Origin of the sequence: Pseudomonas sp. GM17 (genome assembly GCF_000282175.2) — a bacterium.
GTDB classification, from domain to species: Bacteria; Pseudomonadota; Gammaproteobacteria; order Pseudomonadales; family Pseudomonadaceae; genus Aquipseudomonas; species Aquipseudomonas chlororaphis.
The window spans coordinates 3,912,718-3,926,800 of record NZ_CP124732.1 but is presented as its reverse complement, the minus strand read 5'-3'; the positions used below and the strand labels follow the sequence as shown (position 1 = coordinate 3,926,800).

Below are 14,083 nucleotides of genomic sequence, written 5' to 3'. Positions count from 1 at the left end.
AATCGCCGCAGGCCTTTATAGGTGAGCGTGTTGCCGGGCAATCATTGCTTTTGATACAAGCGTTTGAATGGGCCCGGCTTCACTCTAGTCCAGTTCGCCGGGCCTGAATGAGCATTTCGACCGGAGCGGCGCACGGCGCTGTTTCTGCCTAGCGCCGAAGGCGCCCAGCGCGGGGCATGGTCTGCGTAGCGTCTGTGGCCACGGCGCCTGATTCAGTTCGGGGCAGGCAGGGCGATGGGGGTCAACAGCGGCTGGCCGCTGAAGTGGGCGACGAGGTTCTTGCCCACCAGCTCCACCGTGGCCTGGGTCGCTTCCGGCGACAGCCCGGCGACGTGGGGTGTCAGCACCACATTGTTCAGGGTCTTCAAGGCATCCGGCACCCGCGGTTCGTCGTCGAATACGTCCAGGGCCGCGCCGGCGATGCTGCGTTGCTCCAGGGCCTGCAGCAGGTCGGCGCTGTTCACCACGCTGGCGCGGGCGATGTTCACCAGGAAACCCTCCGGCCCCAGGGCCTGCAGCACGGCTTTGTCGATCAGCTGGCGAGTGCCTATGCCGCCAGGCGTGGCGACCACCAGGAAGTCCGAGTGCCGCGCCAGTTCGGTCGGGGTCGGGCAGAAACTGTAGGGCACGTCGCTGCGGATCTGCCGGTTGTGGTAGCTGACGCTCATGTCGAAGCCATTGGCGCAGCGTTTGGCGATGGCCAGGCCGACGGCGCCGAGGCCGAGGACACCCAGGCGCTTGCCGGCCAGGGAAGGGCGCATGACTTTCGGCCATTCGCCGCGCCGCACGGCGGCATCGGCACGGGGAATGTCACGCACCAGGGACAGCAACAGGGCCATGGCGTGGTCGGCCACCGACGAGGCGTTGACCCCGGCGCCGTTGCTCACCGCTATGCCACGGTTGCTCGCCGCCTGCAGGTCGACCTGCTCGTAGCCGGCGCCGATCACACAGATGATTTCCAGGTGCGGCAAGGCAGCGATTTCTTCGGCGCTCAGGCCCAGCGGACCACGGGTGAGCACCGCGTTGATCTGCCCGGCATGGGCCTTGATGGCGGCCGCTCGTTCGCTGGGCGTCGGCGCGAGGATCAGGTGGAAGCCCTGGTTTTCCAGAATCCACAGGTAGTCATTGATGGTTTCGACGAGGACCAGAACGGTGGCGGGCATGCGTGTCTCCTGAAGGACTGAAGAGGGACGGACGGCGTACGGCGCAGCGATGGCAACCGGCGTACGGCTCAGGGAGCTGCTGTACCGTGATAAACCACTCAAGGGCTCAAGATTGCGGATTGCAGGGCGCTTTGGCAAGGCGCGGTCGCGGGTTTTTCCCGCGACCGCGGCCTGGAAAGCGTCGCCGCCCTCGAGGGCCTGATCGCCAGCAAGCTTGGCTCCTACAGAAGCAGCGGCGATCACGGTCTTGCGCCTGACATGGCTTCTGTAGAAGTGGCCGGGCGAGGGCGCCGAAGGCCTGGTGCCGCTTTTTGCAGCGCTGCATCAGCGAGCCGGGCGGGCGGGTAATCGGTGGGGCTTGTGGACTACGCTGAGCTTGCTTGAGTGTCTTGAACGGGGGAGGGTCAGCGCTCCCGACCAGCAGGTCGCTTTCAGGACACGATGGGTCGCCTGGGTGCAATCGCCGGACCATGGCGATGGGCAAGCTTCCAGGATGCCCCGGACCCGGTGCGCCAAGACACTTGGCCGGAGAGCAAGAATGGCGACCGAGGATCCACGCCTCCGTGACGTGGCCGGGCGCTGCAGCCGAAGACTCCGGACGGCTACCGCTATGTAGCGATGTCGTTCGAGATGCCGAGGTACGTTTATGTCTGATGACACGCTTCACCTGCCTCTGATTCACAGCGTGTTGGAGCGCGAAAAGGACACTCCCGGTGCCTTGTTGCCCATTCTCCACGCCATTCAGGACGGTTGCGGGTACATTCCCGACACCGCCATCCCCGAGATCGCCCATGCCCTCAACCTCAGCCTGGCTGAAGTGCACGGCGTGATCAGCTTCTACCACGATTTCCGTACCACGCCGCCCGCGCGCCATACCCTGCGCCTGTGCCGGGCCGAGTCCTGCCAGAGCCGGGGCGCCGAACGCCTGGCTGCGCAACTGCGCGAACAACTGTTGCTGGACGACCATGGCACCACGGCCGACGGCAGTATCAACCTGCGACCGGTCTATTGCCTGGGGGCCTGCGCCTGTTCGCCGGCCCTGGAACTGGACGGCGAGCTGCACGCCCGGATCACCCCCGAGCGCCTGCGCCAGCTGGTGAGTGGCTGCCTGGAGGATGGCGCATGCTGAAGCTCTATATCCCCCGCGATTCGGTGGCCCGTGCCGTGGGCGCGGACAAGGTGGCCGTGGCGCTGGTGCGTGAGGCCGAACGTCGACAACTGCCGTTGGAGCTGCGCCGCACCAGCTCCCGTGGCCTCTATTGGCTGGAGCCGCTGCTGGAGCTGGACAGCGCCGACGGCCGCCTGGGTTTCGGCCCCCTCACTCCGGAGGACGTGCCGAGCCTGCTCGACGCCCTGGCGGGCGACCCCGGCAGCCACCCGTTGGCCCTGGGGCCGGTGGAGCAGATCCCTTATCTGCAGAGCCAGCAGCGCCTGCTGTTCGCTCGGGCCGGCATCACTCAACCGCTGTCCCTGGACGACTACCGCGCCCAGGGCGGTTTCCGGGGCCTGGCCCGGGCCATCCAGATGGAGGGCGCGCAGGTGGTCGCCAGCGTGCTCGACTCCGGCCTGCGCGGTCGGGGGGGCGCGGCCTTTCCGGCGGGGATCAAGTGGCGCACCGTGCGCGAAGCCGCGGGAGCCCAGAAATACGTGGTCTGTAACGCCGATGAAGGCGACTCCGGCACCTTCGCCGACCGCATGCTGATGGAAGGCGACCCCTTCCTGCTGATCGAAGGCATGATCATCGCCGGTATCGCGGTGGGGGCCAGCAAGGGCTATATCTACGTGCGCTCGGAATACCCGGACGCCATCGGCACCCTGAACGAGGCCCTGCGCATCGCCCGCGAAGCCGGTTACCTGGGGGCGAACGTCGGCGGTAGTGGCCGTCCCTTCGACCTGGACGTGCGGGTAGGGGCCGGTGCCTACATCTGCGGTGAGGAAACGGCGTTGCTGGAATCCCTCGAGGGCAAGCGCGGCACGGTTCGCGCCAAGCCGCCGCTGCCGGCCCTGCAGGGCCTGTTCGGCTTGCCAACGCTGGTGCACAACGTGCTGACCCTGGCTTCGGTGCCGATCATCCTGGAGAAGGGCGCGTCGTTCTATCGCGACTTCGGCATGGGGCGTTCCCTGGGCACCATGCCGTTCCAGCTGGCCGGCAACGTCCGCCAGGCGGGCCTGGTGGAACGCGCCTTCGGCCTGAGCCTGCGCGAGCTGGTGGAAGGTTATGGCGGCGGTACCGCCAGCGGCCGGCCACTGAAGGCGGCGCAAGTGGGCGGGCCGCTGGGGGCCTGGGTGCCCCCCGCGCAGTTCGATACGCCGCTGGACTACGAGGCGTTCGCCGCCATGGGCGCGATGCTCGGCCACGGTGGCGTGGTGGTTGCCGACGACAGCCTGGACATGGCCCACATGGCCCGTTTCGCCTTGCAGTTCTGCGCCGAGGAGTCCTGCGGCAAGTGCACGCCGTGCCGGATCGGCTCGACCCGTGGGGTGGAGGTGGTGGACCGCTTGATCGCCAGCACCGACGCCGCTGCCCGTGAGGAACAGGCGCTGCTGCTGCAAGACCTCTGCGACACCCTGCAATACGGCTCGCTCTGTGCCCTGGGCGGGATGACTTCCTACCCCGTCGCCAGCGCCCTCAAGCACTTTCCCGCCGACTTCGGTCTGGCGACCACGGAGGCCGACCAATGATCAATATCTTCGACCCTACCAGTGATATCGACCTCGGCACCCCGGCCCGCGAAAGCGCGGTACAGGTCAGCCTGACCATTGACGGCCGCGAGATCAGCGTCGCTTCCGGCACCTCGGTGATGCGCGCCGCGGCCTTGCTCGGCACCACTATCCCCAAACTCTGCGCCACCGACAGCCTGGAAGCCTTCGGCTCCTGCCGCATGTGCCTGGTGGAGATCGAGGGCATGCGCGGCTATCCGGCCTCCTGCACTACGCCTGTGACCGAGGGCATGGTCGTCCACACCCAGACTTCCAAACTCGCCAGCCTGCGGCGCAACGTGATGGAGCTGTACATCTCCGACCACCCGCTGGACTGCCTGACCTGCTCGGCCAACGGCAACTGCGAGTTGCAGACGGTGGCGGGGCAGGTGGGCCTGCGGGAAGTGCGCTACGGCTACGAGGGCGCCAACCACCTGGACGAACAGAAGGACGTCTCCAACCCCTATTTCGACTACGACCCGAGCAAGTGCATCGTCTGCAACCGCTGCGTGCGTGCCTGCGAGGAAACCCAGGGCACCTTTGCCCTGACCATCAGCGGGCGCGGCTTCGATTCCCGGGTGGCGGCGGCCGGCGGCGACAATTTCCTCGACTCCGAGTGCGTGTCCTGCGGCGCCTGCGTGCAGGCCTGCCCGACCGCCACCCTGATGGAAAAGAGCGTGGTGGAAATCGGCCAGCCCGAGCGCAGCGTCATCACCACCTGCGCCTACTGCGGCGTGGGCTGCTCTTTCCGCGCGGAAATGAAAGGCGAGCAACTGGTGCGCATGGTCCCGGACAAGAACGGCCAGGCCAACCACGGCCATTCCTGCGTCAAGGGCCGCTTCGCCTGGGGCTACGCCACCCACCCGGACCGCATCACCAAGCCGATGATCCGCAAGCACATCAGCGATCCGTGGCAGGAAGTCAGCTGGGAAGAGGCGGTCACCTACGCGGCCAGCGAGTTGCGCCGCATCCAGCTGAAATACGGGCGCGACTCGATTGGCGGCATCACCTCCAGCCGTTGCACCAACGAAGAGACGTACCTGGTGCAGAAGCTGGTGCGCACCGCTTTTGGCAACAACAACGTCGACACCTGCGCCCGGGTCTGCCATTCGCCCACCGGCTACGGCCTCAAGCAGACGCTGGGCGAATCCGCCGGCACCCAGAGTTTCGACTCGGTGATGCAGGCCGACGTCATCCTGGTGATGGGCGCCAACCCTACCGACGCGCACCCGGTATTCGGCTCCCAGCTCAAACGCCGCCTGCGCCAGGGCGCGCGGCTGATCGTCATCGACCCACGGCGCATCGACCTGGTGGATTCGCCCCATGCCCGCGCCGACCTGCATTTGCAGCTGCGTCCGGGCACCAACGTGGCGATGCTCAACGCATTGGCCCATGTGATTGTCACCGAGGGCCTGGTCAACCAGCCTTTCGTCGATCAGCGCTGCGAAGCGGCGGACTTCGCCCGCTGGCGCGATTTCGTCAGCCTGGCGGAGAATTCCCCCGAGGTCCTGGGGCCGATCTGCGGCGTGCCCGCCAGGCAGATCCGCGACGCCGCGCGGCTTTACGCCACCGGTGGCAACGCGGCCATCTACTACGGCCTGGGCGTCACCGAGCACAGCCAGGGCAGCACCTCGGTGATGGGCATCGCCAACCTGGCGATGGTCACCGGCAACATCGGCCGCGAAGGTGTCGGGGTCAACCCGCTGCGCGGGCAGAACAACGTCCAGGGCTCCTGCGACATGGGGTCCTTCCCCCACGAGCTGCCTGGCTATCGGCATATTTCCAACGAGGCGGTGCGCGCCGAGTTCGAACGGGCCTGGAACGTGACCCTGCAACCCGACCCGGGCCTGCGCATCCCCAATATGTTCGAGGCGGCCCTGGACGGCACCTTCAAGGCGCTCTACTGCCAGGGTGAGGACATTGCCCAGAGCGACCCCAACACCCAGCATGTGACCGCGGCCCTGACGGCCATGGAGTGCGTGGTGGTGCAGGACATCTTCCTCAACGAGACGGCCAAGTTCGCCCATGTGTTCCTGCCGGGCAGCTCCTTCCTCGAGAAGGACGGCACCTTCACCAACGCCGAGCGCCGTATCTCGCGGGTGCGCAAGGTGATGGAGCCGCTGGCCGGCAAGGCCGACTGGGAGGCCACCATCGCCCTGGCCGAGGCCCTGGGCTACAAAATGCAGTACAACCACCCATCGGAGATCATGGATGAGATCGCGCGCCTGACGCCGACCTTCCACCGCGTCAGCTACACCGAGCTGGACCGGCACGGCAGCCTGCAATGGCCGTGCAACGATGCCGCGCCGGACGGCACGCCGACCATGCACATCGATGAATTCGTGCGCGGCAAGGGCCGCTTCATGCTCACCGGCTACGTGCCCACCGAGGAGAAGGTCAACAGCCGCTACCCGTTGCTGCTGACCACCGGGCGCATCCTCAGCCAGTACAACGTCGGCGCCCAGACCCGGCGCACCGACAACGTGGCCTGGCACGAGGAGGACCGCCTGGAAATCCACCCGACCGACGCCGAGAACCGCGGCATCGTCGATGGCGACTGGGTCGGCATCGGCAGTCGCGCCGGGCAGACAGTGCTGCGGGCCAGGGTCAGCGAGCGGGTGGCGCCGGGAGTGGTCTACACCACCTTCCACTTCCCGGAATCGGGCGCCAACGTGATCACCACCGACAACTCCGACTGGGCCACCAACTGCCCGGAATACAAGGTGACGGCGGTAGAGGTGGTGCGGGTCAACCAGCCTTCCGAATGGCAGAAGCGTTATCAGGCGTTCAGTGATGAACAGGGGCGCCTGCTGCGGGAGCGTCGTCACGCCGAGAAAGCCGAGGTGCGCCGATGAGCAGCGAAAGCCTGATCAAGATGGCCAACCAGATTGCCCAGTTCTTCGCCAGCGAACCGGACAAGGCCCAGGCAGTGCGTAGTGTGCGTCAGCACCTGAAAAGCTTCTGGACGCCGGCCATGCGCAGAGAGTTGACCGCCTGGGAGGTGACACACCCCGGCGCGGTGCTGCACCCCCTGGTGCAGGCGGCGTTGAAGGAAGAGGAAGCGCAAGGGCAGACCTAGCGTTTGCCGATGGCGGGCACACCTTGACCGGACCGCCTCGTTGCAGCTAACCAGAAGCCAGGGCCTTGCCCTGGCTTCTGTGTTTGATGGGCACACCTGCTGTCTTCAGGGGCATGCCGATGGGGATGATGATCCGCGCGCCCGGCACGCAGGCCAGCCGAAACCCGGGGCCAGCGCTTGCCACAGATCAATGAAACCTTGTGCCTGACCCCGCAAAACCGCGCTCCAGACATCTGCACCGGCAAACCGTTCCTCAGCTAAGTCTTTGCTTCTGGTGAGTAATCCCGGACAATCGCGCCCCTGTTTCGGCGAGGGCTCTGTCTGTCGGGTACTCCGACGCGCCCTGGCCGAGTGGCAAATGACCGGAATGTGGAGATCCCACCGGATGAATGATCAGGCCAACAGCGTTGATCAACGCTTTGAAGCGGCAGCCCCAGCGACCCTAGCTAGCTGGAATCGCCAAGACACTACCTGGATGCTGGGCCTGTTCGGCACCGCCATCGGCGCGGGCACCCTGTTTTTACCGATCAACGCCGGCCTGGGCGGCTTCTGGCCGCTGCTGGTCCTGGCGCTGCTGGCCTTTCCGATGACCTTCTTCGCCCACCGTGGCCTGACCCGCTTCGTGCTTTCCGGGCGTGACGGCGCGGACATCACCGAAGTGGTGGAAGAGCATTTCGGGATCAAGGCCGGCGCCCTGATCACCTTGCTGTACTTCTTCGCCATCTTCCCGATCCTGTTGATCTACAGCGTGGCCCTGACCAACACTGTGGGCAGCTTCATGGAGCACCAGTTGCACATCATGCCGCCGCCGCGCGCCGTGCTGTCGCTGGTGCTGATCCTCGGCCTGCTGGCCGTGGTGCGCTGCGGCGAGCAGGTGATCGTCAAGGCCATGAGCCTGATGGTCTACCCGTTCATCGTCGCCTTGCTGTTCCTCGCCGTGTTCCTGATTCCGCACTGGAACGGCGGCATCCTCAGCACCGCCAGTACCCTGCCTGAACCTTCGGCGTTCCTGCACACCCTGTGGCTGGCGATCCCGGTCATGGTGTTCTCGTTCAACCACTCGCCGATCATCTCGGCCTTCGCCGTGGACCAGAAGCGCCGGTATGGCGCCCACGCCGAAGAGCGCAGCTCGCAGATCCTGTCCCGCGCCCACCTGCTGATGGTGGCGATGGTGCTGTTCTTCGTCTTCAGCTGCGTGCTGACCCTGTCGCCGGCCCAACTGGCCGAGGCCAAGGCGCAGAACCTGTCGATCCTGTCGTACCTGGCCAACCACTTCAGCAACCCGACCATCGCCTTCGCCGCGCCGTTGATCGCGTTCGTGGCCATCGCCAAGTCGTTCCTGGGCCACTACATCGGCGCCAGCGAAGGCCTCAAGGGGCTGATCGTGAAAAGCGGCCGCCGCCCGGGCGCCAAGGCCCTGGACCGCATGACCGCGGCCTTCATGCTGGTGGTGTGCTGGATAGTCGCCACGCTCAACCCGAGCATCCTCGGGATGATCGAAACCCTGGGCGGCCCGATCATCGCGGCCATCCTGTTCCTGATGCCGATGTACGCCATCCGCAAAGTGCCGGCCATGGCCCGCTACCGCGGCCAGGCCTCCAACGTGTTCGTCACCCTGGTCGGCCTGGTGGCCATCACCGCGCTGGTCTACTCCCTGAGCGCCTGACCCGCCGGCGGCCCACCGCGCGTTGGCGGTGGGTTGCCGCGCAGAAATGCCTGATTCAGCGAAGCCACGGCCGCTGACTGCGTATAAAGCGCGGCGCGGCCGTTTTTCTGGTAAGCCGCAAAGTCCAGGGCCAGCAAGTGGTCGCGGTTGACCCGTTGTGGCTGGCCGAGCCGGGTCAGCGCCACGCCATGGCGCAGGAAATAACGCTCCAGCGCCGGCGTGGTCACCGCCACCACCGAGTTCGCCCCCAGGGTCCAGGCGGTGTGCAGGGTGTGCCAGAACACCCGCATCGGCAGCTTGCCGCCTTCCAGCGCCGAGGCGGCGAAACGCGAGATTTCCCAGGTGTCGTGCTGCCGTGGCAAGGGCCGGTCGCAGAGAAAACCGAACACGTCCGCCAGCAGATAGGGCTGGGTGGTCGGCAGCAGCCGGGCGCAGCCGTGGATCTTTTCCTCGCTGTCCAGCGCCAGGGTGTAGCGGGTGTCGGCGTGGTCGAACTGATCGAGCTCCTGCCCGCACTGGCTGGCGCTGGAGGGCAGTCGCCAACCCAATTGCTTGATGAAGACCGCATGGCGATAGCGGCCCAGGTCGTCGCGCAGGGCCGGCGAAAGCTGGCTTTCATGCCGTGAAATCACAGTGATCATGGGGCGATATCCTTATCGTCGGGTGAAGCGTCAGATCAGCCCCAGGACGGCGGCGTAGGCGGCGGCCAGGGTTTTGTTGGCCGCGCCGAACTTCTTCTGGATGACCTTGAGGTGGAAATTCACGGTATTCACCGAGATGCCCAGGATCAGGGCGATTTCCCCAGAACTCTTGCCGTCGGCCGTCCATTGCAGGATTTCCCGCTCGCGCGCGCTCAGCTCCAGCTGTTCGGCCAGGCTGCTGGGGTGCCCGAGTTCGCCGAGGCGCACGGTCGCCAGTTCGATGATGCAGCGCAGGCGCAGGCGGATTTCTTCCAGTTCCACGGCGCTGATCGCCGTGCATTCACGGGCCACCGACAACACGCTCAGGGCGCTGTCGGGCGTGTGGATGGGCAAGGTGGCGCCCACCCGCAAGCCACATTCCCGGGCCTCGCCCCACAACACCGAGCCTTTGCCGAACAAGGCGTCGCTCCAGACCACCATTTCCGTGGAGCGCAGGCCGTTGAGGATCGTCGGGTCGATCGCGGCGTAGTTCTGTTGCTGGTAACGCTCCACCCAGGCTTGCGGATAAGAGCCATAGATGTCGATTTTCGGGCGGGTGAAGGGGATCGAATGCCTGACTCCGTAAGCGTAAAAATCAAACCCCAGGGACCGGACCTCCCGTTCCAGCAGCGCAAAGACCTGTGCGCTCTCCTGTTGCTTGAGCATCTCCATGCGCAGGTCGTTCCACCAGTGCATGAAATCCTGTCGTTTCTCCATGGCGTTCGCCTTGATTCCTTGCACGTCAGGGAATCTAGTCCAGGGCAATACGCTGTCAACATTCATGAAATTCATAGAAAACCCCGCAGTTGCCCTGATCCGGCGCCTTGCACCAGGGCACCCGGGTGCGGGGCCGGCAATTGGGGCGGTGGTAGGCGTGGAGGGGGCTCATGGCCAAGGCTGGCTTGCGGTGCTATGTCACTGTGTGGCGGGGTGCCGCAAAGGCACTGGCCAGGCCGATAAGGGCAAAAGACGTCCCCGGCAAAACCGCTGGCGAGCATGCGCATAACTCTTTTCCTTGAGTGTTCTGGCCGTCTCTGGCCAAGGGGCAGGGGACAGCTTCAGGCAAAGCGCAGGCGGGTGATGGGTTCCACAGCGGTGGCTGGCTTGCGGGCTGCGCGGGCGCTCGGCAGCAACTGGGCGAGCAGGGCGCGATGCGCGCTGTTGGCGGCGGTTCTCGATTCCAGGTCGAGAAAATGCCCGCTGCCCTCGATCACCGCGAAGCTGCGATCGCGCACATGAGTCTTGCGCTGCGGGTCGTTGCCCGGTTGTTCGACGTGCCCGGGGTAGTCGTTGAGCGCGTTCTCGATCACACAATGGTTACGCCACATAGCACACCTCCATTTGTTGCTTTTGACGGGGCGAAAGAATCCGCGGCAACTGAGATCCAGCTGTCGTGCGCGGAATGTTTTTATAGTCGTGTGAGCGCTTCGAACGATCGGCGCGGGTTGACAGCTGTCATCCCAAGGCCGTGGCAAGCAGGCAGCGTTCGACATTCGGGCGAGCGTCGGGCGCCGTTGGCAGTGGCGTGATTTTTAGCAAGGGCGAGGGAGGGCTAACAACTACCAGATCTGGTAGGTAAAGACGCCTGGCGTTCTGCCGCCAGAGCGACTAGCGAGCGGATCGCCGGGATAAAAAAAACGCCGCGTATCGTCGTGGGATACGCGGCGTTCTTCATTGCCTTGCAGCCTTAGGCTTGAACCACCGGAATCTTGGCGTTCGCGGCAGCCTCACGGAACTCGGCGATCTGGTCGAAGCTCAGGTAGCGGTACACGTCCGCTGCCATGCTGTCGATCTTGCCGGCGTATTCCATGTACTCCTCGACGGTCGGCAGGCGACCCAGGATGGACGCAACGGACGCCAGCTCGGCCGAAGCCAGGTAGACGTTCGCGCCGTCACCCAGACGGTTCGGGAAGTTACGGGTCGAAGTCGAAACCACGGTGGAGTTCGGCTCGACGCGGGCCTGGTTACCCATGCACAGCGAGCAGCCCGGCATTTCCATGCGCGCGCCAGCCTTGCCGTAGATGCCGTAGTAGCCTTCTTCGGTCAGCTGGTGAGCGTCCATCTTGGTCGGCGGCGACAGCCACAGACGGGTTGGCAGCTGGCCCTTGACCTGATCCAGCAGCTTGCCGGCAGCGCGGAAGTGACCGATGTTGGTCATGCAGGAACCGATGAACACTTCGTCGATCTTCTCGCCAGCGACGCTGGAGAGCAGGCGAGCATCGTCCGGGTCGTTCGGCGCGCAGAGCACAGGCTCCTTGACGTCGGCCAGGTCGATCTCGATGACTTCGGCGTATTCGGCGTCCTTGTCGGCTTCCAGCAGCTCAGGGTTGGCCAGCCAGGCTTCCATCGCCTGGGCGCGACGCTCCAGGGTACGGGCATCGCCGTAGCCTTCGCCGATCATCCAGCGCAGCAGGGTGATGTTCGACTGCAGGTATTCGGCGATCGACTCTTTGGACAGCTTGATGGTGCAACCGGCAGCCGAACGTTCGGCCGAGGCGTCGGACAGTTCGAAGGCTTGCTCGACGGTCAGGGTTTCCAGACCTTCGATCTCCAGGATGCGGCCGGAGAAGGCGTTCTTCTTGCCTTTCTTCTCGACGGTCAGCAGGCCTTTCTGGATCGCGTAGTAAGGGATCGCATGAACCAGGTCACGCAGGGTGACGCCGGGCTGCAGCTTGCCCTTGAAACGGACCAGGATCGATTCCGGCATGTCCAGCGGCATGACGCCAGTGGCGGCGGCGAAGGCCACCAGGCCGGAACCGGCCGGGAACGAGATGCCGATCGGGAAACGGGTGTGGGAGTCGCCACCGGTGCCGACGGTGTCTGGCAGCAGCATGCGGTTCAGCCAGCTGTGGATGATGCCGTCGCCCGGACGCAGGGACACGCCGCCACGGGTCATGATGAAGTCAGGCAGGGTGTGGTGGGTGGTGACGTCGATCGGCTTCGGATAGGCCGCGGTGTGGCAGAACGACTGCATCACCAGATCGGTGGAGAAGCCCAGGCAAGCCAGGTCCTTCAGTTCGTCACGGGTCATCGGGCCAGTGGTGTCCTGGGAGCCGACGGTGGTCATCTTCGGTTCGCAGTAGGTGCCTGGACGCACGCCAGTCACGCCGCACGCCTTGCCGACCATTTTCTGCGCCAGGGTGAAGCCCTTGGTGCTTTCGGCCGGCGCTTCCGGCTTCTTGAACAGGTCCGAAGGCGGCAGGCCCAGTTCGGTACGGGCCTTCTCGGTCAGGCCACGGCCGATGATCAGCGGGATACGGCCGCCGGCACGGACTTCGTCGAGCAGGACCGGGGTCTTCATTTCGAAGGTGGCCAGGACTTCGTCGCTGTTGTGCTTGGTGACTTTACCGGCGTGCGGGTACAGGTCGATCACGTCGCCCATGTTCATCTTCGACACGTCGAATTCGATCGGCAGGGCGCCGGCGTCTTCCATGGTGTTGTAGAAGATCGGTGCGATCTTGCTGCCGAAGCAGAAGCCGCCTGCGCGCTTGTTCGGCACGTAAGGAACGTCGTCGCCGAAGAACCACAGCACGGAGTTGGTTGCCGATTTACGGGACGAACCGGTGCCGACCACGTCGCCGACGTAGGCGATCGGGAAGCCCTGGCCGCGCATTTCCTCGATCTGCTTCATCGGGCCGGTCTTGCCTTGCTCGTCCGGAACGATGCCGTCACGGGCCATTTTCAGCATGGCCAGGGCGTGCAGCGGGATGTCAGGACGGGACCAGGCATCCGGGGCTGGGGACAGGTCGTCGGTGTTGGTTTCGCCCGTCACCTTGAACACGCGCAGGCTGATCTTGTCGGCCAGTACCGGGCGGTTCTTGAACCACTCGCCGTCGGCCCAGGATTGCAGTACGCCCTGGGCGTGAACGTTGCCGTTCTTGGCTTTTTCCGCGACGTCGTGGAAGGCATCGAACATCAGCAGGGTGTGCTTGAGCTGTGCGGCCGCGACCGGCGCCAGCTCGGCGTCGTCCAGCAGTTCGACCAGGGTCACGATGTTGTAGCCGCCCTGCATGGTGCCCAGCAGTTCAACGGCGCGCTTCTTGTCCAGCAGAGGGGATTTGGCTTCGCCTTTGGCCAGCGCGGAGAGGAAACCGGCCTTCACATAGGCGGCTTCGTCGACTCCTGGCGGAACGCGATTGGTGATCAGGTCAACGAGGAAGGCTTCTTCGCCAGCGGGGGGATTCTTCAGCAGCTCGACCAGGCCTGCAGTTTGTTCGGCGTTTAGCGGCTGGGGAACGATACCCAGGGCTGCACGCTCTTCGATATGTTTGCGGTAGGCTTCAAGCACAGTATTACCCTCATCAGTGGTCCCAAATGGGTGTCCGGGACGCTCATCCCGAAATTGCCGTACTCATGCGCTGCGTGACGTTGTGGGTCGCTTAGCCAGAATTACCGGCAATTCCTTACAGAAGCTGCTTTCAAAGTTTTACGCCTGCAGAACGGGAGCTGATGAGGGTTGGCGCTGGGCTTTCCCCGCTGGAAAGACCCATCGCCAACACCGCTCTGAAGGAACGACTGTGCTCGTGACGCTTTGAAAACAGCTTCTAACGGACATTGGCGCCTAAAAAGGCTGGCTGATTCTACGGCAAAAAAAAAATTAAGGTAAGGCAGGGTCTATTGGACTTTGGTGGCGAGCCGCGTTGCTGGGCCAACGTGTGCGAGGCAAGGCGCGGGATGCCGCCAATGGTTGTTCCCTTGGCAAATCCCGCAACGCAGCCTCGCGCACGTTGGCACGCAACCCGAAGGGACGGGGCCCGCTTGGTGCAGGGCTGCGTTGCTCGGAACTTATTTGGAA

General features: G+C 64.8%; 10 protein-coding genes. 5 read left to right on the top strand and 5 right to left on the bottom strand.

The genetic code is table 11. From position 1 onward, the window contains the following. Positions 1 to 212: 212 nt before the first annotated feature. On the bottom strand, positions 213 to 1,163 hold the full coding sequence (locus tag PMI20_RS17655; RefSeq protein ID WP_007923879.1) for a 2-hydroxyacid dehydrogenase: 951 nt from the start codon (positions 1,161 to 1,163) through the stop codon (positions 213 to 215). Between the two features lie 646 nt (positions 1,164 to 1,809). On the opposite strand from PMI20_RS17655, the gene PMI20_RS17650 reads away from it, so the two are divergent. From PMI20_RS17650 to PMI20_RS17630, 5 genes are all read left to right on the top strand, one after another. Continuing rightward, positions 1,810 to 2,292 carry a formate dehydrogenase subunit gamma gene (locus tag PMI20_RS17650; RefSeq protein ID WP_007923877.1) on the top strand — a complete coding sequence of 161 codons (483 nt, stop codon included), beginning with the start codon at positions 1,810 to 1,812 and terminating at the stop codon, positions 2,290 to 2,292. Continuing rightward, a complete protein-coding gene (locus tag PMI20_RS17645) occupies positions 2,286 to 3,845 on the top strand; it encodes a formate dehydrogenase beta subunit (RefSeq protein ID WP_007923875.1) in 1,560 nt (519 codons plus the stop codon). The genes PMI20_RS17650 and PMI20_RS17645 overlap by 7 nt, the downstream gene beginning before the upstream one ends. Further along, positions 3,842 to 6,718 carry a formate dehydrogenase subunit alpha gene (gene fdhF / locus PMI20_RS17640; protein ID WP_007923874.1) on the top strand — a complete coding sequence of 959 codons (2,877 nt, stop codon included), beginning with the start codon at positions 3,842 to 3,844 and terminating at the stop codon, positions 6,716 to 6,718. The genes PMI20_RS17645 and fdhF overlap by 4 nt, the downstream gene beginning before the upstream one ends. Then, positions 6,715 to 6,942, top strand: coding sequence for a formate dehydrogenase subunit delta (locus PMI20_RS17635; RefSeq protein ID WP_007923873.1), 228 nt, complete (start codon positions 6,715 to 6,717; stop codon positions 6,940 to 6,942). Before fdhF ends, PMI20_RS17635 begins: the two co-directional genes overlap by 4 nt. Before the next feature lie 385 nt (positions 6,943 to 7,327). Then, positions 7,328 to 8,608 carry a serine/threonine transporter gene (locus PMI20_RS17630; RefSeq protein WP_007923872.1) on the top strand — a complete coding sequence of 427 codons (1,281 nt, stop codon included), beginning with the start codon at positions 7,328 to 7,330 and terminating at the stop codon, positions 8,606 to 8,608. On the opposite strand, the gene PMI20_RS17625 is transcribed toward PMI20_RS17630, so the two are convergent. From PMI20_RS17625 to acnB, 4 genes are all read right to left on the bottom strand, one after another. Continuing rightward, on the bottom strand, positions 8,590 to 9,249 hold the full coding sequence (locus PMI20_RS17625; protein ID WP_007923871.1) for an acyl-homoserine-lactone synthase: 660 nt from the start codon (positions 9,247 to 9,249) through the stop codon (positions 8,590 to 8,592). The two genes, PMI20_RS17630 and PMI20_RS17625, sit on opposite strands and share 19 nt — an antisense overlap. Positions 9,250 to 9,279: 30 nt before the next feature. Next, positions 9,280 to 10,005, bottom strand: a complete 726-nt coding sequence (locus PMI20_RS17620; protein ID WP_007923869.1) for an autoinducer binding domain-containing protein — start codon at positions 10,003 to 10,005, stop codon at positions 9,280 to 9,282. 341 nt (positions 10,006 to 10,346) lie between these two features. Further along, positions 10,347 to 10,616, bottom strand: coding sequence for a hypothetical protein (locus PMI20_RS31000; protein WP_007923868.1), 270 nt, complete (start codon positions 10,614 to 10,616; stop codon positions 10,347 to 10,349). A gap of 359 nt (positions 10,617 to 10,975) precedes the next feature. Beyond that, positions 10,976 to 13,576 carry a bifunctional aconitate hydratase 2/2-methylisocitrate dehydratase gene (acnB, locus tag PMI20_RS17610; RefSeq protein WP_007923866.1) on the bottom strand — a complete coding sequence of 867 codons (2,601 nt, stop codon included), beginning with the start codon at positions 13,574 to 13,576 and terminating at the stop codon, positions 10,976 to 10,978. Between the last annotated feature and the right edge of the window lie 507 nt (positions 13,577 to 14,083).